The 25,046-nt window shown below is 62.9% G+C and carries 17 protein-coding genes; 5 read left to right on the top strand and 12 right to left on the bottom strand.

From position 1 onward, the window contains the following. Positions 1-120: 120 nt before the first annotated feature. Positions 121-1,386 carry an HNH endonuclease signature motif containing protein gene (locus HMPREF3009_RS08895; RefSeq protein ID WP_232761050.1) on the top strand — a complete coding sequence of 422 codons (1,266 nt, stop codon included), beginning with the start codon at positions 121-123 and terminating at the stop codon, positions 1,384-1,386. A gap of 118 nt (positions 1,387-1,504) precedes the next feature. On the opposite strand, the gene HMPREF3009_RS13100 is transcribed toward HMPREF3009_RS08895, so the two are convergent. The 5 genes from HMPREF3009_RS13100 to HMPREF3009_RS08875 all read right to left on the bottom strand — a co-directional run bounded on the left by HMPREF3009_RS13100 (position 1,505) and on the right by HMPREF3009_RS08875 (position 4,996). Next, complete coding sequence (locus HMPREF3009_RS13100; RefSeq protein ID WP_003855542.1) at positions 1,505-1,606, bottom strand: 30S ribosomal protein bS22; 102 nt, start codon at positions 1,604-1,606, stop codon at positions 1,505-1,507. Positions 1,607-1,848: 242 nt separating this feature from the next. Beyond that, positions 1,849-2,037, bottom strand: a complete 189-nt coding sequence (locus HMPREF3009_RS08890; RefSeq protein WP_010189818.1) for a helix-turn-helix domain-containing protein — start codon at positions 2,035-2,037, stop codon at positions 1,849-1,851. Between the two features lie 199 nt (positions 2,038-2,236). Next, positions 2,237-3,028, bottom strand: a complete 792-nt coding sequence (proC, locus tag HMPREF3009_RS08885) for a pyrroline-5-carboxylate reductase (RefSeq protein WP_070681431.1) — start codon at positions 3,026-3,028, stop codon at positions 2,237-2,239. Between the two features lie 162 nt (positions 3,029-3,190). Further along, entirely contained in the window at positions 3,191-4,057 is an 867-nt protein-coding gene (locus HMPREF3009_RS08880) for a hypothetical protein (RefSeq protein WP_070681428.1), read from the bottom strand. Between the two features lie 9 nt (positions 4,058-4,066). After that, complete coding sequence (locus tag HMPREF3009_RS08875) at positions 4,067-4,996, bottom strand: Ppx/GppA family phosphatase (RefSeq protein WP_083312729.1); 930 nt, start codon at positions 4,994-4,996, stop codon at positions 4,067-4,069. 33 nt (positions 4,997-5,029) lie between these two features. On the opposite strand from HMPREF3009_RS08875, the gene HMPREF3009_RS08870 reads away from it, so the two are divergent. After that, positions 5,030-5,911, top strand: a complete 882-nt coding sequence (locus HMPREF3009_RS08870) for a DUF3109 family protein (protein ID WP_070547298.1) — start codon at positions 5,030-5,032, stop codon at positions 5,909-5,911. Here HMPREF3009_RS08870 and HMPREF3009_RS08865 read toward each other — a convergent pair. From HMPREF3009_RS08865 to mshA, 4 genes are all read right to left on the bottom strand, one after another. Further along, positions 5,908-6,606, bottom strand: a complete 699-nt coding sequence (locus tag HMPREF3009_RS08865; protein ID WP_070681422.1) for a response regulator transcription factor — start codon at positions 6,604-6,606, stop codon at positions 5,908-5,910. The genes HMPREF3009_RS08870 and HMPREF3009_RS08865 overlap by 4 nt on opposite strands. Then, a complete protein-coding gene (locus tag HMPREF3009_RS08860) occupies positions 6,603-7,868 on the bottom strand; it encodes a sensor histidine kinase (RefSeq protein WP_070681419.1) in 1,266 nt (421 codons plus the stop codon). Before HMPREF3009_RS08860 ends, HMPREF3009_RS08865 begins: the two co-directional genes overlap by 4 nt. Positions 7,869-7,943: 75 nt before the next feature. Continuing rightward, the gene (locus HMPREF3009_RS08855; protein WP_046647908.1) at positions 7,944-8,693 is read right to left on the bottom strand and encodes a phosphoglyceromutase; all 750 of its coding nucleotides are present in this window, start codon (positions 8,691-8,693) and stop codon (positions 7,944-7,946) included. A gap of 43 nt (positions 8,694-8,736) precedes the next feature. Next, on the bottom strand, positions 8,737-10,002 hold the full coding sequence (mshA, locus tag HMPREF3009_RS08850; RefSeq protein ID WP_070681417.1) for a D-inositol-3-phosphate glycosyltransferase: 1,266 nt from the start codon (positions 10,000-10,002) through the stop codon (positions 8,737-8,739). Positions 10,003-10,078: 76 nt separating this feature from the next. Here mshA and HMPREF3009_RS08845 point away from each other — a divergent pair, with 76 nt between their 5' ends. Continuing rightward, positions 10,079-11,791, top strand: coding sequence for a long-chain-fatty-acid--CoA ligase (locus HMPREF3009_RS08845; protein WP_046647819.1), 1,713 nt, complete (start codon positions 10,079-10,081; stop codon positions 11,789-11,791). 178 nt (positions 11,792-11,969) lie between these two features. Then, positions 11,970-13,709, top strand: a complete 1,740-nt coding sequence (locus tag HMPREF3009_RS08840) for a long-chain-fatty-acid--CoA ligase (protein ID WP_070681414.1) — start codon at positions 11,970-11,972, stop codon at positions 13,707-13,709. Here HMPREF3009_RS08840 and HMPREF3009_RS08835 read toward each other — a convergent pair. Next, positions 13,706-14,632: a hypothetical protein gene (locus HMPREF3009_RS08835; RefSeq protein ID WP_070681410.1), complete on the bottom strand. Its 927-nt coding sequence runs from the start codon at positions 14,630-14,632 to the stop codon at positions 13,706-13,708. The genes HMPREF3009_RS08840 and HMPREF3009_RS08835 overlap by 4 nt on opposite strands. A 373-nt stretch (positions 14,633-15,005) precedes the next feature. Between HMPREF3009_RS08835 and HMPREF3009_RS08830 the strand changes: the two genes are divergently transcribed. Next, on the top strand, positions 15,006-23,960 hold the full coding sequence (locus tag HMPREF3009_RS08830; RefSeq protein ID WP_070681407.1) for a type I polyketide synthase: 8,955 nt from the start codon (positions 15,006-15,008) through the stop codon (positions 23,958-23,960). Between the two features lie 227 nt (positions 23,961-24,187). Here the strand turns inward: HMPREF3009_RS08830 and HMPREF3009_RS08825 are convergent, their stop codons facing one another. Continuing rightward, positions 24,188-24,667, bottom strand: coding sequence for a hypothetical protein (locus HMPREF3009_RS08825; RefSeq protein ID WP_232761048.1), 480 nt, complete (start codon positions 24,665-24,667; stop codon positions 24,188-24,190). 117 nt (positions 24,668-24,784) lie between these two features. Then, positions 24,785-25,046: transposase (locus HMPREF3009_RS08820; protein ID WP_198531132.1), on the bottom strand; the 262-nt coding region annotated here is incomplete at its 5' end.

Genomic DNA, 25,046 nt, shown 5'->3' with positions numbered 1-25,046 from the left:
GTGGGGTGAGAAGGATGGCACTCCCCACTCGGTGTATAGCGACAAATACAGGCTCCATAACCCCCTCCCAGATATCCCAATAATGCCAGGTAGAGATAGATGTCCGGGGCATATTTTATAGTGCGTTTAGAACATATCATCGACACGTCAATCTCGGGGGATACCGTGAATACCGCCACCCAAACCGCCTACTTTTCCCATATGAACCCTGACTGCGCCCTCGCCGTGGAGCGCAGCGCCGCTCGCCGTGCAGACTACCGCTCGTGGGTAGCCGCCATGCCAGACCTCGATGAGGATTTCGGGGTCGCGTGCCAGAGGCTCGTCGCCAAGCTTGGCGTCGGGGACTACACCGTTAGTGAATGCTGTCTAGCCGTGCACCGCCTCACGGAGCTACCGCAGGTCAAGGCCCTGCAAGACAGTCAGTTCTTGCTCGATATGAAAGCGCTCATCACCATCGACCGCACCTTGACCAAACTGGGCGCGCTGCCTGCGGAAACACTCGCGCTTATCGACGACGCCCTTGCCACCTTCTTCACCCCTACCTCACCGAACCAGGTCTTTCCTACCCCGGCGCAGATTGGGCACAAGGTGCGCGATATCTGCAAGAGCATCAACAAGTCCTTTTCCTTCCGCGATTCCCCGAAGAAGGACTCATATACTTTTACCGATACTGGCGAGCGCGGCATCCTCGAGCTCAATACCGATAGCGCCACGGGCATGATTCTGGATGGCTACATCAAGCAGGCAGCAAAGGAGAACGGCCTTTCACAGGCCGATGCCCTGAAGAAGCTCATCGCCGGCAGTATCTCTCCGCCCGCGACCGTCATTCTGCACACCTATCAAGCCAGCGATATCGACAACGCTCCCACCTTCGTCCAAGGGCACGGTTGGACGTCACAGGACATTCCCGCAACACGCACGCGCGACCTTTCCTCGCAGCCGCCGGAGTCAGCCAGCTACGTTTGTTCAGAGCTCATCCGCAAATACGTGGAGGGCCGGGACGGCACCTGCCGCGCTCCGGGATGCAACCGGCCGGCCTACCTGTGCCAAATGGACCACCGCATTAACTACGCCGATGGCGGTGCCACACACCCGCGCAACTTGGCCAGCTTGTGCCAGCACCACCACAACATGAAGACTGATGGGCGCACGCACTATATCATGGATCCGCATACTGGGGACATCGTGTGGCTCTACGAGGACGGAACGTGGGCCATGACGGAGCCGACTGGCCCGCTGGCAAAGAAGAACAAGCGTTGGGCCCAGACGGTAGCCCAAAAGATTTCAGCCACCCGCGAGCGCGCCCAGCAGGAAGCTAAGGAAGCACAAGCCGCTGCCGAGGAACCCCGCACCCCCAGCACCCCGCAGGAAGATATTCCGTTCTAAGCGGTGTCGTCGTCTGAAACGACGGCGCGGTTATCTGAAATGACGGAAGGAGAAAAGATAACAGAAACTCCCCGCCACGATCCCAAAAGGACCATGCGGGGAGTTTGCAGGCGAAGCTTTACTTGCCCAGCTTACGGCGCTGAACGCGGGTGCGGCGCAGCATCTTGCGGTGCTTCTTCTTGGACATGCGCTTGCGGCGCTTCTTGATGACAGAACCCATAGCAGGTTTCCTCACTTTCGGTATCAGTACGTACGTAACCCGGCCGGCAACGCCTGGAATAAAACCACCCACGGTGCACTCGAGGCGGCCCCGCGAAACGGGGAGACACAGGCATACCAGTGCCGAAACGAATGTTCACCATCTTACCTAGTGGCCTGCCCAGCACCAAAACTAACGGCAGCGCCCACCGCCGTGGACCGCGAGGGTCCGCAGTGGTGGGCGCTGTCAGAGAGAGGTGCGCGCTAGGCTCCGTACACGGAAGCCTCAAGGTATTCCTTGACGGCGGATTCGTGAACGCGGAACGAGCGTCCCACGCGCACTGCCGGCATGTCACCTGCATGAACCAACCTGTACACCGTCATCTTGGAGACACGCATGATCTCCGCAACTTCGGCGATGGTCAGGAAAGTTCCCTTATCTTCATTCGTCATAGTTTATTTAACCCTTCAGCACGTGACGCGCTGTAGGCTTCCCCTCCCACAGGACTATCACGCACGCGCTCCTGCCAGCTTAGCGTGAAACCTGTGACTAATGCGACCCAAGAGCTAATTTTTTCCTCTTTCGCACCGTTGTTCCCCATCAAGCCCGAATGACAACAGGTGTCACATCGCTCCCAGGGGGTGGAGAACTCTAGGCAAGTTCCTGCGCACGCTGGGAACATGCCTCAGCGGCGCGGAAAAAGGCTCCTCGAAGTCCGGACTCCTCAAGCTCGCGAAGGGCAGCGGCAGTGGTTCCCCCCGGGGAGGTTACCCCTGCGCGCAAAGCGACCGGATCCTTACCGGATTCAGCCAACATTTCACCCGCGCCCTGTGCAGTGCGGGTGGCCAGCTTCTCGGCAACGTCGCGGGTGAGGCCGAGTTGGACGCCGGCATCAATGAGCGCTTCGGTGACCAGGAAGTAGTAGGCAGGCGCAGAACCCGCCAGGGCGGTAGCGGCATCAATGTGCTTTTCTTCGATGACGGCGACCTCACCGACGGCCTCCAGCAGCTTGACCACGCCGTCGAGCTGCTCCTTCGTGACGTGGGCACCACCCGCGCAGGTGCACATGCCCTTGCCCACCAGCATGGGGGTGTTCGGCATGACGCGGACGACGGGAACGTCCTCGCCGGCGGCCTTCTCAAGTGTGTCGAGGGTCAGACCAGCCGCCATGGAGGCGACCACCGCTGTCTTGGGAATGTCGAGGCCCTCGAGAAGCTCGACGATGGCATAGGGCTTCACACACGCAAAGATGTAGTCGGCGCCGTCGATCGCCGCGGCGTTATCGCTGGTAACACTCACACCGTAAGCGTTCTTCAGCTCCTCACCGCGCTCGGAGCGGCGGTTGGTCACCACAATGTCTGCGGCCTCGTAGCCTGCATTCACGAGCCCGGAAACTAGGGCCTCGCCGATTTGTCCTCCACCAAGTACTGCAATTTTTGTCATGCATCCCAGGGTGCCAGAAAGGCTGGAACGCGGCCACCAGGTCAAGGCTTTGCCCGCAGGTTGACCCCGCGCATGCAAAAGGCATCTGTCAGAAGGCGTTTTCCAGGGGTACAGATGCCTTCTGACAGATGCCTTATAGAAAGTGTCTTGTGGAACAGGTGATTACATCACAACGAGCAGCGGGCCGAAGGTAAGCACGAGGCCAGTGACGGCTGCGAGGAACATCGACAAACCATCGCGGCTGGTGCGCAGTGCGTGGACGATTCCGACGATGACGCCAGTGACGACGACGCCGAGCACGACGACGACTAGGCGGTCGAAGCGGTCCCAGAGAATTTCAAAGCCCTTGAATACGATTGCACCGAGCACGATACCCACGAGGGCGAGCAGGACGACGGCGAAGGGGTTGAGCTTGCCCTCCTCCTCGTCGTCGTAGTCTTCGTCGTACTCTTCACGGTCCTGATCGACTGCCTCGAGCTCCCCAGTGGTGAAGGTGTCATCCTCGGTTGCTACCGCAGCCTGTGGTGCGGTCTTGTCAGCGACCTTTGTTTCGACCTTATCGTCGGTTTTTTCTTCGACCTTCGACTCGGCCTTAGCCTCAGTCTTCTTTGCCTCAGCCTTCTCCTTAGGCTCGTCCTTGACCTTTTGGATAACACGCGTGTCCTCATCAGAGGGCTGGGAGCGCTTGGTCTCCGGCTCAGCTGACTTCTCTACTGGGACAGCAGCCTGAGGCTTGTCAGCCTTCTTCTTGGATTCCTCCTGCTGAGGAGTCTCCTGCTTAGGCTGTTCCTTCTGCTCCTTTTTCGGCGCGGGAATGACCGGGGCCGTTTCATCGATGGAGACGCTGGAGTGTTTTGCCTCGGCCGGAGTTGCCTTGACTTTCTCAAGATTGCCGGTCAGCTCCGCAACCGAGATGCCGCCTTCATCAAGGCTGCGACGACGGCGGCGCGGGGTCTTCTCCTCGCCGGGTCGGTTCTTCGCGTTACGGGCCAGCAGCTCCGCAACTGTCAACTGTTTCTTGTCAGCCACGTTTCTTTCCTATTCCAGTCCCTTATCGGTACGGCGCAAAATGACACCTTCTCGGAGAGCCCAGGGGCAGATCTCCAACTTTTCGATTCCCAGGGCACGCATGCTCGCCTCGGCAACAAGCGCGCCGGCGACGATCTGATGCGATCGGGTAGAACTTACACCCTCAAGGTCTGCCCTGTCAGCTGCAGTCATACGAGAGATGAAGGAAATCAGCTGGCGCAGACCCGGTGCAGTGAGGGTGCGCTTGACGTAGGGACCCGCCGATGACGGTGCGGCACCGGTCAAACGAGCCAGCGTGCGGAAGGTTTTCGAAGTTCCTACGGCCAAACCAGCGGGGCCCAGTGCGCGCATTTTATCGGCCACGCCGACCAGTTCCGCGTCAATGTAATCCCGCAGCAAGTTCACCTTGGACTTCTCCGGCGGGTCCGTATCAAACCAGTTGTGGGTCAGGCGGCCAGCTCCCAGGTCGAGGGAGAAGGCCATCTCCGGATGCTCGTCGGTACCGGTGGATAGCTCCAGCGAGCCACCACCAATATCGAGGTTGGTAATGCGGCCAGCGGACCAGCCGTACCAGCGACGCGCTGCCAGGAAGGTCAAGCGCGCTTCCTCTTCGCCCGACAGGATCTCTAGGCGCACGCCGGTTTGCTTTTCCACTTCGTCAAGGACCTTGGCCGAGTTCGTGGCCGAGCGCACGGCGGAGGTAGCAAAGGCGATGAATTCATCACAGCCCAGCTTCTGGCCCAGCTCAGCGGCCTCACCCACGGCGGAAATGAGCTTCTTCATGCCCTTCTCGTGGATGTTGCCGTCCTTGTCTAGCTGTTCCACCAGACGCAGCGGGGTCTTCCAATCGCTCATCGGCGAAGGCCGCCCACCGGTTGCGGCGTCGACCGCAACAAGATGGACGGTATTACTTCCGACGTCTAATACACCTAATCGCACGCCTCCAGAGTAGTAGGTCTACCGTGGGTAGGTGTGAATCGCCCGAAATCGAATGAAGTTTACCTGGGTTTTCCTGCCTCCTCCCCCGCGGCAGCATCCATCTTGGCCGGCCGCGAAAAGGCCCCCAACTTCCCCAGAGAGTGGTTTGAATTTACGGATCCGAACGATCCACTCCATGTCTTCTCTATCGACCTGACCTGGCTCGAATCGCACTATGCCTGCCAGTTTGGAACCGAGAGGTGCCACGGCATCGATAAGCAACAGCCCGACGTCGGCTGCTGCGTCCACGGCGCCTACATGGCTGATGAGACAGACAGGGAGCAGCTTCACGACGCCGTCTCCCGCATGCCCGCCCGCTTCTGGCAGCACCGCCCTGAGGGGGTAGATGAGTTCCTTCAACACGGTGAGCCCGAGGAGCTGGAACCGTGGCTGGAGTGGGATGAGCTCGACGGCGATGACGGCGAGCCGGAACCCGCGCTAAAGACGCCGCTTGTCGACGGCGCCTGCATCTTCGCTAACCGTGCCGGCTGGCCCACGGGCGCGGGCTGCGCTATCCACCAATGGGCGCTCGAGGCGGGCGAGGAGCTTACCGTGGTCAAGCCCGAAGTATGCTGGCAACTGCCGATTCGCCGGCACGAAGACTATGAGGAGCGCCCCGACGGGGAGGAAATCCTGCGGACCACTATCGGCGAATATGATCGCCGCGGGTGGGGCAACGGCGGCGAGGACTTCGATTGGTATTGCTCGGCGGATCCCTCCTGCCACATAGCGGATGAGCCGCTGTGGAAGTCACAGAAGACCGAGCTCATCGCGCTACTTGGCGAGGAGAGCTACGAGATTCTGGCCAAGCACTGCGAGGCCCGGGCGCGCTCCGGGGTCGACTTCCCGCGGCACCCGGCGGATCCTCGCGCTTAAGCCTCGAACTTGTAGCCGAGGCCGCGCACCGTCACGAGCTGCTGCGGGCGGGAAGGCTCGGCTTCGATCTTGGAGCGCAGGCGCTTGACATGAACGTCGAGAGTCTTGGTGTCACCCACGTAGTCGGCGCCCCAGATGCGGTCGATGAGCTGTCCGCGGGTCAACACGCGCCCAGCGTTGCGCAGCAAGTACTCGAGAAGGTCGAATTCCTTGAGCGGCATGGAGACCGGTTCACCGGCGACAAGCACGGTGTGGCGCTCGACGTCCATGCGCACGCGACCGCCTTCCAGAATCTGATCGTCCGGCTCCTCCTCGGCGTAGTCAGAGGAGACGTCGTGGCCGCGGCGCAGCACCGCGCGGATGCGGGCGATGAGCTCGCGGGAGGAATAAGGCTTAGTTACGTAGTCATCAGCGCCAAGTTCGAGGCCCACGACCTTGTCGATTTCAGAATCGCGCGCAGTCACCATGATCACCGGCACGGAGGAGGTCGCACGCAGCTGCTTGCACACGTCAGTTCCGGACATTCCCGGCAGCATGAGGTCCAATAGGACGATGTCCACGTGATTCGCCGCGAACTGTTCTAGCGCACTAGGCCCGTCCGGGGCGAGGAGTACGTCGAATCCCTCCTTTCGGAGGAGGAAGGCGAGGGGATCGGCCAGCGACTCTTCATCTTCAACGATGAGGATGGTGGTCATTGCGCTTTATCCTTTCGACGAGCTGCTACACGCGCCACGGCGCGCTGCAAACCAGGGGCGGCAGAGCTGACGGCTCCGTCTTCTATATTATCCCGATTAATAAGATTATCTGTTGGCTTTTCTTCCGCATATATAGGGAGCTCGATAGTGAACGTCGAGCCGGTGCCAGGACGCGACCACAGCTTGATGTTGCCGCCGTGATTAGCCACGACGTGCTTCACAATGGCCAGGCCCAGGCCCGTTCCGCCGGTCTGCCGGGAGCGCGCCTTGTCCACGCGGAAGAAGCGTTCAAACACCCGCTTTTGATCCTCTGGGGCGATGCCAATGCCGCGATCCGTGACGCGAATGTGAACGACCTTCCCGCCGACCACCTTCTGCGTTACCGACACCGGTAGTTCATCTGGCGAATAGTGGATGGCGTTGGAGATCAGGTTGGAAATCGCCGTCACCAGGAGGGACTTATCTCCCATCACCTTGACGCCTGCGGATTCGCCGCGGGTGAGCTGGTTGTGGTGGGAATCGGCAGCGAGTTGGTTGCGGGTGATGGCTTCATCAATGACCTCATCGAGGTCGAGCGGCTCCATCTCCGGGAGGGCCTCCGCACCCTGCAGCTTGGACAGGGAAATGAGCTCGCTGACCATGTCCGCCATGCGCGCCGCTTCCTTCTGCACCTTGCTACCGAAGTACTCGACATGCTCGGGGTCCCCGGTGTCCTGGAGGAGTGCCTCGGCCAGCAGGGCGATGCCTCCCACTGGGGTCTTCAACTCGTGAGAAACATTGGCCACAAAGTCGCGGCGAGCGGATTCCATGCGCACCGATTCGGATTCGTCGGTGCCGTAGACGATGACGAAGCGATCATCGTTGAGCGTCAGCGGCTGGACCACTGCGCGCACCTGAATCACGCGGTTGCCGGTGCGCCGTTTGGGGATAGCAAGGTCCAGCGTGCGGGTCTCTTTGTCTTCGAAGACCTCTTCCGCGACCTTCCGAATGTCGGGGTTCACCGCGCGGTCGTGCACCATCGACATTTCATGGGCAGCGGGGTTAGAGAAGATGACCTCTTTCGTGCGCGAAAGCACAGTCATTCCAGATGGGGAACCACCCACGGCTAGGTGCAGAACCTGGCTAACACTGGTGACCTGGTTAGCGTCTGCATCGCGGACGCGGCGGCGCTCCATCCGTTCACGGATCCGGGTGATCACCGGTATGGCCAGGCCGCAGGCCACCACACCGGCGAGGAAAGCGAGTACCAGTTCCACAATCATTCACACCCCTAGAAAGAATCCCCAAGGAGTATAGGCTCCCTGGGGATCGTGCGCAGCACGCAGCTTCCTGGGCGGTTACTTCTTTCCGCCCTGGGCAGCCACGGCAGCGGCGCCGGCAGCAGCAGCTTCCGGATCCAGGTACGTGCCGCCCGGGTTCACAACCGAACCGTCCTCGGTAATCTCGTAAACCAGCGGGATACCGGTCGGAATATTGAGGCCGGCAATCTCCTCATCGGAGATCTGGTCTAGGTGCTTGACCAGCGCACGCAGGGAGTTACCGTGCGCGGCGATGAGAACGGTCTCGCCCTTCTTGGCGCGCGGAAGGATCTCCTCCTCGAAGTACGGGACGAAGCGCTCGACGACGTCCTTCAGGCACTCGGTGCGCGGGACGGTCTCCAGGTTGGCGTAGCGGACGTCGTTGGCCTGGGAGTACTCGGAAGAGTCCTCCAGCTCCGGCGGCGGGGTGCCGTAAGAACGGCGCCATGCCATGAACTGCTCCTCGCCGTACTTATCCTTGGTCTCTGCCTTGTTAAGGCCCTGCAGGGCGCCGTAGTGGCGCTCGTTGAGGCGCCAGTCGCGCACAACCGGGATCCAGTGGCGGTCAGCCGCGTTGAGTGCAATATTGGCGGTGCGGATGGCACGGCGCAGCAGGGAGGTGTAGACGATATTCGGCAAGATGCCCTGTTCCTTGAGCAGCTCGCCGCCACGCTTGGCCTCGCCCTCACCCTTGGCGGTGAGGTTGACGTCAACCCAACCGGTGAACTGGTTGGACTCGTTCCATTCGGACTGTCCGTGTCGAAGTAGAATCAGCTTTCCGTTACTCATAAACACCAGCATGCCACGTTTTTCGACAGCGCGTCAGGTGGTTTTAATATCCGATTGCCCGGCGCGCGTGGCAATCCGGAATCTCGACACTCATCGCATCGGCGTAAATATTCTCCAACTGGGTGGCGGCCGCTGCCCAACTGAACTGCTGGGCGTGATCGACGGCGGCTTCTCCCATGGCGATGCGGCGGGGGTCGTCGTCAAGCAGCTGTTCCAATGCGTCCGCCCAGTCCTGCGCTGAGTGTGAGTGGACGAGCAAGCCCGTGTCACCGTCCGCGACGGCGATGGGCAGCCCACCGACGGCCGCCGCCACCACGGGAGTTCCGGAGGCCTGCGCTTCCATGGCCACCAGCCCGAAGGACTCGTTATAGCTGGGCACCGCAACAATGTCCGCAGCCTGGTAGATGGCCACGAGCTCTTGGGGTGGGCGCGGGCTCAGGAAACGCACGACGCGCTCCACCCCCAGCTCGCGGGCAAGGTTGTGGTAGGCATCCGGCGAGGAATTCGCCCCGGAGGCACCGCCACAGATGACCACGCGCAGGCGGCGATCCGGATCGCGCTCCATCAGCTCCGCGGCGGCGCGGATGAGCACGTCGGGGCCCTTGAACTTTTGCAGGCGGCCCACGAACGCCACCACCTTGGTGTGCAGCGGGATGCCCAGCTGGCGGCGCGCGCGTTCCGTCATGCGGTCCGTTCCCGGGGTATACAGCTCGGTGTCCGCCCCCGGGGAGACCACGACGATATTCTCCGGCGAGGCGTCGTAGTGCTCGATCAGATCGCGGGTTTCCTGGGCGGTGTTGACCACCAGGATGTCGGCGTTATCCACCAGTTGCTGCTCGCAAATGCGACGTGCCTCGGTTTCCGGGGTGTCATCGAGCGTGCGGTGCACGTTCTTCACGGCAGCCAAGGTGTGCGCGGTATGGACGAGAGGGATATCCCACAGATCGCGCAACAACCATCCCACCTGGCCGGAGAGCCAGTAGTGGGAGTGGATGACGTCATACTCCACATCAAAACAGCGCGCGAAGTTGAAAATGCCGCCCGTGAACGCGGCCAGCTGGGTGGGCAGCTCCTCTTTACTGAGACCTTCATAGGGCCCCGCCACAATGTTGATGACGCGCAGGCGCTCCTCGACGTCCACCACTTCCCCCTGACTGGGGCGCGTGGCGCGAGTGAAAATATCGACCTCCACGCCGAGGCGCGCGAGCTGACGGGCAGTGTTGAGGACGTAGACGTTCATGCCGCCCGCGTCCCCGGCTCCGGGCTGCTCGAGGGGCGAGGTGTGCATGGAAATCATCGCGATGCGCATAGTTTTCCAGTGTATCCCGAAACAACCCGCGTTATACTGGCCCGTACCTTAACCTACGCGACCGAAAGGTGAATCGATGTCGGCATACGAGTCCAAGGCGTGGCTGAAGTACTACCCAGAATGGACCCCGCACACCCTGGAGTACGGAGACACCACGCTTCTCGACGTCTACGACAACAACCTCGCGCTTCATCCCGATAAGCCGGCAACCTACTTTTTCGGTCGCACGCAAACCTACGCCGAGCTGGACAAGCAGGTCCGCCGCGCAGCCGCCGGTCTGCGCGCCTTCGGCGTGCGCCCGGGAGACCGCGTTGCCATCGTCGCCCCCAACTGTCCACAGTTCATCTCTGCTTTCTGGGCCGTGCTTAAGCTGGGCGCCATCGCGGTGCTGCACAACCCGCTCTACACCGCCCACGAGCTGGAGGGTCTGTTTAAGAACCACGGCGCGCGAATCGCCATCGCGTGGGATAAGACGGCCTCCACGTTGGAGAAGCTGCGCCCGACGACCTCCCTGGAGACCGTCGTCTCCATCAACATGATCAACGCGATGCCGACTCCGCAGCGCCTGGCCCTGCGCCTGCCTATTCCGCCGTTGAAGTCCAAGCGCGATCAGCTCACCGCCCCAGCTCCGAATACGGTGCCGTGGGAATCCCTCGTTGGCAACGCCATCGGCGGCGATGGTTCCGATGTCATCACCCCGGAAGAAGTCACCAAGGACACCACCGCGCTCATCCTCTACACCTCCGGCACCACCGGCAACCCCAAGGGCGCGGAGCTGACCCACGGCAACCTCTTCTCCAACCTCTTGATGGGCAAGCACTGGGTACCGGGCTTGGGTGATTCCCCCGAGCGCATGCTCGCCGCACTCCCCTTCTTCCATGCCTACGGCCTGACCATGAACGCCACCCTGGCGCCGCTCATCGCCAGCGAATTGGTGCTGCTTCCTAGCCCGCAGATGCCGCTCATCATGGACCTGATGAAGAAGCACACCCCGACCTGGGTTCCGGGTGTACCGACCTTGTACGAGCGCATCGTGGCAAAGGCGGAAGAAGACGACGTTTCCCTCGACGGCGTGCGCGCGGCCTTCTCCGGTGCGTCCACCCTGCCGGTCAACACCGTGGAGAAGTGGGAGAAGTACACCGGCGGCATGCTCGTGGAAGGCTATGGCCTCACGGAGTGTTCGCCGATCATCGTGGGTAACCCCATGAGCGATGATCGCCGCCCCGGCTACGTGGGAATCCCTTTCCCGGACACGGAGATTCGCATCGCCAACCCGGACAACCTGGATGAGACCATGCCCGATGGTCAGGAGGGCGAGGTTCTCGCTCGCGGCCCGCAGATTTTCAAGGGTTACTTCGGCGATGAGGAAGCCACTAAGAAAGCCTTCCACAATGGCTGGTTCCGCACGGGTGATATGGGCGTGATGGAAGAGGACGGTTTCATCCGTCTAGTCAGCCGCATCAAAGAAATCATCATCACCGGTGGCTTCAACGTCTACCCGGGCGAGGTTGAGGAAACACTGCTGGACCACCCGGACGTGGCGGAGGCCGCCGTGGTGGGCCGCCCGCGTTCGGACGGCTCCGAGGACGTCGTGGCCTGCATCGTGCTGAACGACGGCGCCGCGCTCGATCCCGACGGCCTCAAGAGCTTCTGCCGCGAGCGCCTCACCCGCTACAAGGTTCCGCGCACCTTCTACCACTTCGAGAAGCTGGCCACGGACCAGCTGGGCAAGATTCGCCGCCGCGAGGTTCAGCAGGATCTGCTCGAGCGTCTCAAGGCCGAGAAGTAGCACTCCATAACCCCGGAGCGATCCCTGCGTGATAAACGCACATCGCCGGGGTTATTGATTTGTCCCGAAAAGATTTCGTTACGTTAAGCAACTTTGCTAAGTTTTGCGAGACTTCTGTCACAGATTGGTTATACTGTTCCAAACATAACAAGTTTGACCACCTAAGGAGTTCGCGAACATGTCCGAATCCCCTGCCCAGGCATCCTCCGCCTTTGAGTCGAAAGCCTGGCTCCAGTATTACCCTGAGTGGACTAAGCCCAATCTGGATTACGGCACCGAAACGCTCTTGGACTCCTACCGAGAAACCGTGGAAGAGTTCGGCGAAAGGCCCGCCACGTGGTTCTTTGGCCACCAAATGACCTACCGCGAACTCGATACCCACGTGCGCGCCGCCGCGGCGGGCCTCAAGGCCTTCGGTATTCGCCCCGGCGATCGCGTCGCCGTAGCGCTCCCCAACTGCCCCCAGCACGTGGCGGTCTTCTATGCCATCTTGAAGCTCGGGGCGACCGTCGTGGAGCATAACCCGCTCTACACCGCGGCTGAGCTCGAGCCCCTCTTCCAAGATCACGCTGCCCGCGTGGCCGTGGTCTGGGATAAGGCGAGCCCGGTCTTTGAGGAGCTGCGTGATACCACGCCGCTAGAAACGATCGTTACGGTCAACATGATTGAGGCCATGCCGCGCCCCAAGCAGCTGCTACTGCGCTTGCCACTTCCCATCATTAAGGACAAGCGCGCCGAACTTTCAGTTCCCGCCCCTAACACCGTTCCGTGGAGCACGCTCACTGGGCGCGCCATCGGTGGACAAGGCCAGAAGCTACAGGATGCCAAGGTCAACCGCGACGATACCGCGCTAATCCTTTACACCTCCGGAACCACCGGCAGACCCAAGGGAGCGGAGCTAACCCACTCCAACCTGTACTGCAACATGAAGATGGCAGAAGCGTGGGTGCCCGAAATAGGCAAGAAGCCCGAGCGCATGCTCGCTGCCCTCCCCCTCTTCCACGTCTATGGCCTCACCCTCATCGCAGCCCTCGGCGTACACATTGGCGGCGAGCTGGTCCTCACCCCGGCGCCAAAGATTCCGCTGCTCTTAGACATCATGAAGAAGCGCCGCCCCACTTGGATGCCGGGTGTGCCCACGATCTACTCCAAGGTCATGGAGGCAGCCAAGGAACAGAACATCGATCTCCACGGCATCGAAAACAGTCTATCGGGTGCAGCGGCGTTGCCAGCGGACATCGTTGAGGAATGGGAAACACTCACCGGTGGCCTACTCGTGGAAGGCTACGGGCTCACGGAAACCTCGCCGATCGTGGCCGCAAACCCGCTCAATAAGAACCGCCGCCCCGGCTATATCGGCATCCCCTTCCCGGATACCGAGGTGCGCATCGGCAACCCAGACAACCTCAGCGAGACCCAGCCGGATGGCACCGCGGGCGAGCTCCTCGTGCGCGGGCCGCAGGTATTCAAGGGTTACTTCAACATGCCAGAGGCCACCGAGCAGTCCTTCCACGATGGTTGGTACCGCACGGGCGACATGGCAATTATGGAGCCCGATGGCTTCATCAAGATCGTCTCCCGCATCAAGGAGATGATCATTACCGGCGGCTTCAATGTGTACCCGGCCGAGGTGGAAGACGTTATCCGCCAGCACCCGGACGTCACCAACGTGGCCATCGTCGGCCGCCCGCGCGCGGACGGTTCCGAGGATGTCGTGGCCTGCATCGTGCTGGAGGATGGCGCGGTGCTTGATCCCGAGGGGCTCAAGGACTACTGCCGCGAGCGCCTCACCCGCTACAAAGTTCCACGCACCTTCTACCACTTCGAGCAGCTCGCCTCCGACCAGCTAGGCAAGGTCCGCCGCCGCGAAGTGCAGAAGGACCTCCTGAAACTGCTCGGAGAAGAGGCTCCCGCCTAGGCCGCGCGGTCGATATAGCGCATCACGCGCGTGGGGTTGAAGGTTCGGTAGAACGCTTCACCAGCCCGGACAAGCTGGCTCACCAACGTGCTGAGCTGCCAATCTAGCTGTTCGTCGGTGTAGCCCCACTTCGTGGGAATGCGGGCCGTGGTCACCAAAACGAGGTCCTGCTCTTGGCCGCCATCGAGGTTTACCGCCTCGATGCGCGCGGAGTAAACGTATTGATCATCGTTCATAAACTCAGCCCAGCGCACGAGCGCATCCAGGTCACACGCGCAGCGGCCGGAGGGGGTGACGAGGCTGAGCTCAATATCCCCGGAGCCATCGAGGGCGGATTCAATGGTGATCGTGTGTTCATTGATGAGGATGCTCACGGCCCCGTTCTTGTTATCCACCACGTGGATGGGCGTGCCGATCATCGCCAAGCGTGTGGCGCGTTCATGTACCCGCCACATCCCCACTACTGACACCCCATAGGCCTCACTGAAATAGTGAGGCGACACCGGCTTGAGCCCAGAGCCTTTCCGCGGCTTTGAGCGATCTTCCGGAAATTGCTCATCCAAGCGCGCGAAGACCGCTGACATCTCGGCCGCATAGCCCGCGATAATGCTCTTGAGCTGAGCATTCGTGGCCGTCGACGGCAGATAGGGCGGCGCGAAGACCCGCAGGTGGGTATGCATAGCGGAGCTTCCACAGGGCTCGGCCACGAGGCTGCCGGATATTGCACCGCCGTTGAGATCGTTGACTTCCATACGCAACGGCTGCCGGTCCGGGTCGAAGCACACCGCGCCGCCCCAATACCCAAGGACGCAGAGGCCGCCCATCTCTTCGTTGACGTCGATGCTTAAGAATCCGCCCGCAATCTTGATGGTGGGCATGCCGGTCGAGGAATCCTCCTCAAGCTTTCCGGCCAGCTTGGTCATGGTTTTGATAACTCGGCTTTTGCTGAGCCGAGCCGGTGTCTTAGTCGTTTTCTCTGGTGTTGATTGAGACATAGTCCCCCCTAGTTTTTCTTTTCATTCATGCTGCGCGGGCCGATGCCGAGCCACCCCTGCTCCTCCCCGAGCCGCTGCAGTGAGCCCGAGGATACAAAAGGTTGGGCAACTTCGCGCGGCGAGCGCTGAGAAAGAGTGCCCCCGCCACCAAACGTGAGAAAAACCTCACATTTTCCGCGCGGGAGACAGCTTTGCGCGAAAGCTTCGACTACGGTGGCACATCATGATTGTTCTGTAGGGCTAACTAATCCTGCCCACAGCTCTTCATAAAACCGTTCCCCATCAGCTCAAAAGAGGAAAGATGCCTGTTACTATGCTGCATTCCATGCCCCGCCCGGCCGTGCTTTTCGCCGGACAAGGCTCCGATTGGCAGGGTTTCATCACCACCGCCGCGCAGACTGCCGCCACCGCTGACTCCCTGCGCGAGGCCCTCGCCCAGGCCCGCAGCCTCACCGGCCCCGCCGCACGCACCATTGCCTCCACGTGCCCTGGCGCACTTGAGCGCCTCGAGCAGCTCATTGATGGTTCCGTCGAGCCCAATTCCCTCGACTCTCTGCCGGCAGTGTCCATCCCCGGCATCGTCCTTGGCCAGATTGCTGCCATCGAGCAGCTGCGTGATCTCGGCGTCGACATCGACGAGCGCGCTGGGCATTCGCAGGGAAGCTTGGGCGAGATGGCCGTCGACAAGCCAGTAGAAGCCCTGGCTCTGGCCATCCTGATGGGCACCGCAGCCAGCGCGGTCAACGGCTCCGACCCGCGCCCCCAGATGCTGTCCATCCGGGGCCTGGAGCGCAGCTTCGTCACTGAGCACCTACACGGCACCGCAGCCATCGCCGTGGTCAACGGCCGCCGCCACTTCGCGCTGTCCGGCAACCCGGAGGACCTGGCTGCCACCCGCACCGCCATCGAAGAGGCCGTGAAGAGCTTCAACGCCGAGCTGGAGAAGCGCACCATCGGTGGCGATGAGCTCAGCCCGCGCTTCGATGAGCTGCCCGTGGCCCTTCCCTTCCACAACGCGGTTCTCGCGCCGGCGGCTGAGCGCACCGTGGCGCTGGCTCAGAAGTGCGGCCTCGACGTGGATGAGGCCCGCACCCAGGCCGAGGCCATCCTGGTCAACGAACACGACTGGCCGGCCACGCTGGCCGCGCTCAACTCCGAGCATCTCATCGTTCTCGACCGCGCCTTGGCGAACATCACCCGCCGCGTGGTGCAGGGAACCGGGGTGACCGTGGTCTCCGCCGCCACCCCGCAGGAGCTTGATGCGCTGGCGACGCCGGGCGCTGAACTGCCCAAGGCCCTGAACTACGCTGACTTCGCCCCGCGCACCATCGAGCTTCCCAATGGCCGCACCTACACCCAGACCCGTTTCTCCGATCTCACGGGCCTGTCCCCGATCATGCTGGGCGGCATGACGCCCACCTCCGCTGATGGCGAGATCGTGGCCGCGGCGGCCAACGCCGGACACTGGACGGAGATGGCCGGCGGCGGCATGTACTCCGATGAGGTCTTCCGCGCCCACCTGGCCACAATGGAGCAGCACCTGCACCCTGGCCGCACGGCGCAGTTCAACACCATGTTCTTTGACCGCTTCCTGTGGAACCTGCACTTTGGCCAAGCGCGCATCGTGCCCAAGGCCCGCGCAGCTGGCGCGCCCTTCAACGGCGTGTGCATCTCCGCCGGCATTCCGGAAGTAGAGGAAGCCGGCGAGCTGCTGGACCGCCTCCACGCCGATGGTTTCCCCTTCATCTCCTTCAAGCCCGGCACCGCGAAGCAGATCCGGGATGTCCTGGCCATCGCCACGGCCTACCCGGAGGATCGCATCATCATGCAGGTCGAGGACGGCCACGCCGGCGGTCACCACTCCTGGGTCAACCTGGATGACATGCTGCTGGATACTTACGCCGAAATCCGCCAGCACCCCAACGTCTACTTGGCAGTCGGCGGCGGCATCGCCTCCCCGGATCGCGCCACCTCCTATCTCACCGGTGAGTGGGCGAAGAAACACGCTATGCCGGCGATGCCTGTCGACGCCGTCTTCCTCGGCACCGTCGCCATGGCCACCAAGGAGGCCAAGGCCACTGATTCGGTGAAGGACCTGCTGGTCAACACGGAAGGCATTTCGCCTTCCAAGAACGACGGTTGGGTAGGCCGCGGCACCGGTGCGAACGGCGTGGCATCCTCGCAGTCGCACCTGTTGGCGGACATCCACGACCTGGATAATTCTTTCGCTGCGGCCTCGCGCCTGATTACTTCCTTGAGCATCGAGGAGTATCCGGCACACCGCCAGGAAATCATCGACGCCCTGGCCAAGACCTGCAAGCCCTACTTCGGCGATGTCGAGTCCATGACCTACGCCGAGTGGATCGAGCGCTTTGTGAAGCTGGCCCACCCGTTTGTGGATCCGAGCTGGGATGACCGTTTTCTCGATCTCCTGCACCGCGTCGAAGCCCGCCTGAACCCAGCGGATCACGGCCAGATTGAAACCCTCTTCACCTGTGTTGAGGACGTTCACGATGCGCCGCAGGCCGTGGCCAAGCTGCTGGATGCTTACCCCGCCGCACGCACCACCGAGGTCTCGGCGCGCGATGCCGCCTGGTGGATTTCCCTGCACTACAAGCACGTCAAGCCCATGCCGTGGGTGCCGGCCCTGGACGGTGACTTGAAGTCCTGGTTCGGCAAGGACACCCTCTGGCAGGCACAGGATGAGCGCTACACCGCTGACCAGGTGCGCATCATCCCCGGCCCCGTGGCCGTGGCGGGCATTACCAAGAAGAACGAGCCGGTTGCAGACCTGCTTGCCCGCTTCGAACAGGCCACCACGGATGCGCTGCTGGAGCAGGGCTCGACCCCGCAGAAGGCTTTCTCCCGCCTGAACTCCGCTGCCGATGAGGCCGCATTCCTGCGCACTTCTCCTACCCTTCTGTGGCACGGCCACCTCATGGCCAACCCGGCTTATGAGATGGATGAGAACGCCTTCGACCTGCGCCAGGATGCTGAAGGCAACTGGGAGATTGTTATCACGGCGGACTCCTATTGGGATGACCTGCCGGAGGAGCAGCGCCCCTTCTACGTCCGCGAGGTCACCGTCCCTGTGGACCTGCCGGAGGATGTGGCCACGGGTGGCTCCCCGGTGGTCTCCGAGGAGCGCCTGCCTAACTCCGTCTTCACCCTCCTGGAAGGCTTGGCTGGTGTCGGCTCCACGGCGGAGCAGGGCGATGAGATTACGGAGATGCCCACCGTCGAGTCGGGCTACTCCTTCCACTTCCCGGCCTCGCTGCTCTCCGCACACAGCGCGGTGACCTGCGGCGATGCTGCAGCCGAGAAGGCCGGCACCCCCGACGTTCTGGTAGGCCCCTGCTGGCCGGCCATCTATGCCGCGCTCGGCTCCGGCCGTCTACAGGACGGCTACCCGGTCATCGAAGGTCTGCTCAACGCGGTGCACTTGGACCACGTCATCGATGTGCGCGTGCCACTAGAGCAGCTTGCCGACGGCCGCCAGATCGACGTCACCTCCTCCTGCACCGCCATTGATGAATCTGCTTCCGGGCGCATCGTCACGGTCGAGCTCGAGCTCAAGGATCACGCCTCCGGTGACATCGTGGCCACGCAGATGCACCGCTTTGCCATCCGCGGCCGCGCCACCGGCACCGCCGCACCGAGCCAAGCACCGGAGTGGGGCGGCGGCAAGTCCGCCACCAAGGTGGTGCCGACACCGCGCTCCTTCGTCGACCGCGCCACCGTCACCGCCCCGCAGGACATGACGCCCTTCGCGCTGGTCTCCGGTGACTATAACCCGATTCACACGTCCTATAACGCGGCCCAGCTGGTTAACCTGCAGGCACCGCTGGTGCACGGCATGTGGCTCTCGGCCGCCGCACAACAGGTGGCCGGGCGCCACGGCCGCGTGGTGGGCTGGACCTACTCCATGTACGGCATGGTGCAGCTGGGCGATGACATCGAGGTCACCGTCGAGCGCGTCGGCCGCAAGGGCATCCACCAGGCACTCGAAGTCACCTGCCGCATCGACGGCGAAGTCGTCTCCCGCGGCCAAGCCCTGCTCGCCGCGCCGACCACGGCCTACGTCTACCCCGGCCAGGGCATCCAGGCAGAGGGCATGGGCCAGGATGACCGCCAAGCTTCCCCGGCGGCACGCGAGGCCTGGCGCCGCGCCGATGCGCATACCCGCGCGAACCTGGGCTTTAGCATCCAGAAGATCATCGATGAGAACCCGACGGAACTCACCGTCCGCGGCACCACCTTCCGCCACCCGCAGGGCGTGCTGCACCTGACCCAATTCACGCAGGTAGCCCTGGCCGTCGTGGCCTATGCCCAAACCGAACGCCTGCGCGCCGAGGACACCCTGGCGCCGACTTCTTACTTCGCCGGCCACTCTCTGGGCGAGTACACAGCACTGGCCTCGCTGGCGAATATCTTCGACCTCGAGGGGGTCATCGACATCGTCTATTCCCGCGGCTCCGCCATGGGCAGCCTGGTGCCGCGCGATGCTGAAGGAAATTCCGAGTACGCCATGGCCGCACTTCGCCCGAACATGGCGGGTATTGATGCCGACAACGTCGACGCTTGGGTGGCTGAGGTCGCCGAGGCCACCGGCGAGTTCCTGGAGATTGTTAACTACAACATCCGCGGCCAGCAGTACTCCGTCGCCGGCACCAAGAAGGGGCTCAAGGCCCTGGTGGACAAGGCCAATGCCATCGCCCCGCGCGCGGCCGTCATGGTCCCGGGCATCGACGTGCCTTTCCACTCCCGCGTGCTGCGCGAGGGCGTTCCGGCCTTCGCGGAGAAGCTCGATGAGCTGCTGCCGCAGGAGCTGGACCTCGATGCCCTGGTAGGCCGCTACATCCCGAACCTGGTGGCCCGCCCCTTCGAACTCACCCAGGACTTCGTCGACGCCGTGGCTCCGCTGGCTCCCTCCGGCACGCTGGACGGGCTGAAGGTGGAGGATCTCTCCGAGCACGAGCTCGCCCGCCTGCTGCTCATCGAGCTGCTGTCCTGGCAGTTCGCCTCCCCTGTGCGCTGGATTGAGACCCAGGAGCTCCTCTTCGGCAAGGTCGAGCAGATCATCGAGGTCGGCCTGGCTTCTTCCCCGACGCTGACCAACCTGGCCACCCGCTCGCTGGCCGTCGCCGGCATCCCGGAGGGCACCATCCGCGTGCTCAACGTGGAGCGCGACCAGGAGCAGGTCATGCTTGCCGACGTCTCCGAGGCCCCCGCCGCCGAACCGGCACCGGAAGCCGACGCCGAGGAGGCACCGCAAGCCAACGAGGCACCAGCCGAGGTTCCGGCTGAGGCAGCTCCGACTGCACCAACTCCTGCACCTACCGCAGCCGCCGCCTCCGGCGACGCCCCCGAGCTGCGCTTTGGTGCGGCGGAGGCCATCATGGTGCTCTTCGCCTTCCAGAACAAGATCCGCGTGGACCAGATCACGGACTCCGACACCGTGGAAGAGCTGACCAACGGCGTGTCCTCGCGCCGCAACCAGCTGCTCATGGACATGTCCGCGGAAATCGGCGTGCCGGCCATCGATGGCGCCGCCGATGCCGACGTGGCCACGCTGCGCGAGAAGGTCGCCACCGCCGCCCCGGGCTACTCCGCTTTCGGCCCGGTGCTGGGTGAGGCCGTGGGCGCGCGCCTGCGCCAGCTCTTCGGCGCTGCGGGCCTCAAGCCCACCGCCGTGGCGGACTACGTCACCGGAACCTGGGGCCTGCCCGAATCCTGGGTTGCCCACGTCGAGGCGGAGATCCTGCTCGGCTCCCGCGAGGAGGACTCCGTGCGCGGCGGCTCGCTGAGCACCGTGCCGGCGAGCGCTACCTCCAAGTCCGCAGCACACGAGCTGATCGACGCCGCCGTCCAAGCCGTCGCCGCTACCCACGGTGCATCCGTGTCCAAGGGCGCGGCCGCCGGTGGTGCCGGTGGCGGTGCCGTGGTCGACTCCGCTGCGCTCGATGCCTTCGCCGAGACCGTCACCGGTGAGAGCGGCGTGCTGGCTACTGTCGCCCGCCAGGTTCTCTCCCAGCTGGGCTTGGACTCCGAACCGGAGCTCATCGAGGCACCTGATACCACCGTCATCGATGCCGTCGAGGCAGAGCTCGGCTCCGGTTGGCTCAAGTCCGTCACGCCGTCCTTTGATGCGAACAAGGCCGTGCTTTTCGACGACTCCTGGGCCATCGCCCGCGAGCGCCTCGCCCGCCTGGCACTGGGCCAGGCCGAGTACCCGGTGGACAGCTTCCGCGGTGCCGGCGAGGACCTAGCGCGTCAGGCGCGCTGGTGGAAGCGCGAGGACATCGCCAAGGCCGCCGTGGACACCACCCCCGGCGCGTTCGCCGGTGAGGTTGCCCTGGTCACGGGTGCTGCCCCTGGTTCCATCGCCACTGCGCTGGTGGAGCGCCTACTGGAGGGCGGCGCGACCGTCATCATGACCGCCTCCCGTGTCAGCCAGGCCCGCAAGGAATTCGCGCGCACGCTCTACGCCGAGCACGGCGCTGCTGGTTCCGCCCTGTGGCTGGTCCCGGCGAACCTGTCGAGCTTCCGCGATATTGACGCGCTCATCGACTGGATCGGCACTGAACAGCGCGAGTCCGTGGGCAACGAGGTCAAGATCCTCAAGCCGGCCCTCACGCCGACGCTGGCCTTCCCCTTTGCTGCGCCGAGTGTCTCCGGCTCGCTGGCGGATGCCTCCGGCAGCACCGAGGCCCAGGCCCGCCTGCTGCTGTGGTCCGTCGAGCGCACCATCGCGGGACTGGCAAGGTTGAGCCAGGAAGACGTCGACAAGCGCTGCCACGTTGTCCTGCCGGGCTCGCCCAACCGCGGCACCTTCGGTGGCGACGGCGCCTACGGCGAGGTCAAGGCCGCCCTCGATGCCATCCTCAACAAGTGGAAGGTCGAGGCCGGCTGGCCGCAGGGTGTCACCCTGGCGCAGGCCAAGATCGGCTGGGTCGCCGGCACGCACCTCATGGGCGGCAACGATGGGCTGGTGCCCGCCGCCGAGAAGGCCGGAATCAAGGTGTGGAGCCCGGAGGAGATTTCCGCCGAGCTTATGGACCTGGCCAGCGCCGACTCGCGCGAGCAGGCAGCTCACGCCCCGGTAGAGAAGGACCTCACCGGCGGCCTAGAGGGCTTCTCCCTCAAGGAGCTTGCCGCAGGTGCGGAAACCGCTGGCGCAGTTCCGCACGAAGATATAGAAGCCCCCATCACAATCGCGGCACTGCCCAACCAGGTACAAGCAGTGCAGCCTGGCCTGGAGGAAGAAGTTGGCCAGGTCACCACGGACCTGGAGGACATGGTGGTCATCGCCGGTATCGGCGAGGTCTCCTCGTGGGGCTCCGGCCGCACGCGCTTCGAGGCCGAGTATGGCCTGCAGCGCGATGGTTCCGCGGAGCTCACCGCAGCTGGTGTGCTGGAGCTGGCCTGGATGACCGGGCTGGTGGAATGGCGCGAGGACCCGCACCCGGGCTGGTTCGTGGTGGAGAGCGATGAAGAGATCGCCGAGGAGGACATCTTCGAGCGTTTCCGCGATGAGGTCGTTGCACGCTCCGGTGTGCGCACGCTGACGGATAAGTACCACCTCACCGACCGCGGCTCCATCGACCTGACCACCGTCTTCCTGGACCGCGACGTCACCTTCGCCGTGGATTCGGAGGCCACCGCCCGCGATATTCAGGACGCGGACCCGGAGTTCGTCAGCATCGTCGAGGTGGACGGCGAATGGCAGGTCACCCGCCGCCAGGGTGCCACCGTCAAGGTGCCGCGCAAGGCTACGCTGACTCGCACCGTCGCCGCCCAGATGCCGGATGACTTCGACGCCGCTAAGTGGGGCATCCCGGAGCACATGCTCGACTCCCTGGACCGCATGGCGGTGTGGAACCTGGTCAGTGCGGTGGATGCCTTCACCCAGGCTGGCTTCTCCCCGGCGGAGCTGCTGCGCTCCATCCACCCGGGCCAGGTGGCCACCACGCAGGGCACCGGTATCGGTGGCATGGAATCCCTGCACAAGGTCTTCGTCACCCGTTTCCTTGGTGAGGAGCGCCCGTCCGACATCCTGCAGGAGGCCCTGCCGAACGTCATCGCGGCGCACACCATGCAGTCGCTGGTGGGCGGCTACGGTTCCATGATTCACCCCATCGGCGCCTGTGCTACCGCAGCGGTGTCGATTGAGGAGGCCGTGGACAAGATTGCCCTGGGCAAGGCCGACGTGGTCGTGGCCGGCGGCATCGACGATGTCCAGGTGGAATCCCTCCAGGGCTTCGGCGACATGAACGCCACCGCGGAGACCGCGAAGATGACCGCCAAGGGAATTGATGATCGCTTCATCTCCCGCGCCAATGACCGCCGCCGCGGCGGCTTCCTCGAAGGCGAAGGCGGCGGCACGGTCCTGCTGGTGCGCGGTTCCCTTGCACAAGAGCTGGGCCTTCCGGTCCTCGCAGTGGTCGCGCACGCGGCCTCCTATGGCGACGGCGCCCACACCTCCATCCCGGCTCCTGGCCTGGGTGCGCTGGGGGCTGGCCGTGGCCGGGAGAACTCCCGCCTGGCGCGCTCGCTGCGCGGCCTGGGCCTGACGCCGAACGACGTCAGCGTCCTGTCCAAGCACGACACCTCCACCAACGCCAACGACCCCAACGAGTCGGAGCTGCACTCCCTGCTGTGGCCGGCGATTGGCCGCGATGAGGACCAGCCGATGTTCGTCATCTCCCAGAAGACGCTCACCGGCCACTCCAAGGCGGGTGCCGCGCTCTTCCAGACCGGCGGTATCATCGACGTCTTCCGCACCGGCCGCATCCCGGCCAACGTGTCGCTGGACTGCGTTGATCCGCTCATCGCGCCGAAGGCGAAGAACCTGGTGTGGCTGCGCTCCCCGCTGGACCTCGCTGCGGCAGGCCACAGCGTGAAGGCCGCGGCACTGACCTCGCTTGGCTTCGGCCACGTCAGCGCGCTCATCGTCTACGCCCACCCCGGCGTGTTCGAGCAGGCCGTGTCCCAGCAGCGTGGGGCGGATGCCGCTGCCGAGTGGCGGAAGCGCGCCGAGCAGCGCCTGCGCGCCGGCCGCGCCCACTTCGAGGCCGGCATGCTCGGCCGCGCACCGCTCTTCGAGGTCATCGACGGCCGCCGCCTCCCAGCACGCGACGCCAAGGTGATGATTGACGGCTACGGCCTCGTCGACGCCGACAAGGCCGCGGAAATCTCCATGCTCCTCGACGCCGATGCGCGCCTGGGCGCAAACGGGGAGTTCCCGAGTGTGTAGTCGTTAGCAATTAGGGCCAGTTCGTACTTGAACTGGCCCTTTACTTTTGACCAAGCACCGTTTCGCTCTATGTCGCGACGATGTTTGCTCACCGACTCTTTTCAATTAAATATTGCATCACGCGCTTTGGAACATCCGCCGAAAAATATTGACAAGCATGATTACGGAATCAGCGATTATGCCAGCTTCACGGCGCGATGAGTTCGGTGCGTGTTTTATCGAATGCGCTAACGCAATTGCCTTACGAACAAAACTACGCAGTTCACTATTCGCTTGTTGCGTCCTGGAAGTTCTACGTCAACAACTCGTTCCAGCCGATTTTTTGAGTTTCCCTCATTAAATCTATTCGCATCATCACTATCCCGTAAGTGACGAGTATCGTCAAAGGCTACGCGGTTCAATTCGTCGAGAATGCGAACCACCCGATTACCGACATCGCTGAAGTCACTTTGAGTATTTGCAAAAGCAAACTTCTCACGGAGCTCCTTGATTTCTGTATCAATCCGCACCCATCCGGTAGAATCCCGCGGACTAACAGGAGAAGCCAGTTTTCCTTGAAGCTGCGCATCTTCGAGGCCTTCGACATGCCTCTCAAACGGATCAAATATTGCGCTAAGAATCTGCCGTCTAGCTTGATAGCTTCCTTCAGCACCGTTCTGTTTCCAATAGTCTTTAAACGAAGACTCATCCTTAAAAGGAATATCCAAGTTAAATCTCAAGCGTATTGCTACGGATTACAATGAACGACGACACGTCGCAAGTTCTTCTTCCGAAAGCCGACGACTTCCAGATGTCCCACGCACTGTAAATTGGCCCTTCCGGTTTTAGAGTGCGTTGATTTTGTCCTGTAGTTGTCCGGAGTGGATTAGGCATCGCAAGATGTAGTGGTTGAGGTTTTTAAATCCTAGGGCGATGCCGCGTAGGTGTTCGAGTCTGCCGTTGATTGCCTCAACGGGGCCGTTGGATGCGCCGATATCAAAGTAGGCGAGCACATCTTTGCGTCGACGCCACAGGGTGCGCCCCAGTTGGGCGAGCTCGTCTAAACCTTTTGGTAGCCCTTTACGCAGGGTGTGGATGATGCGTTCC

It is taken from the genome of Corynebacterium sp. HMSC034H07, from assembly GCF_001815175.1.
In the GTDB taxonomy this organism is placed as follows: Bacteria; Actinomycetota; Actinomycetes; order Mycobacteriales; family Mycobacteriaceae; genus Corynebacterium; species Corynebacterium hiratae.
The sequence above is the reverse complement of the archived record's forward strand: the minus strand, read 5'-3'. Positions and strand labels throughout refer to the sequence as shown.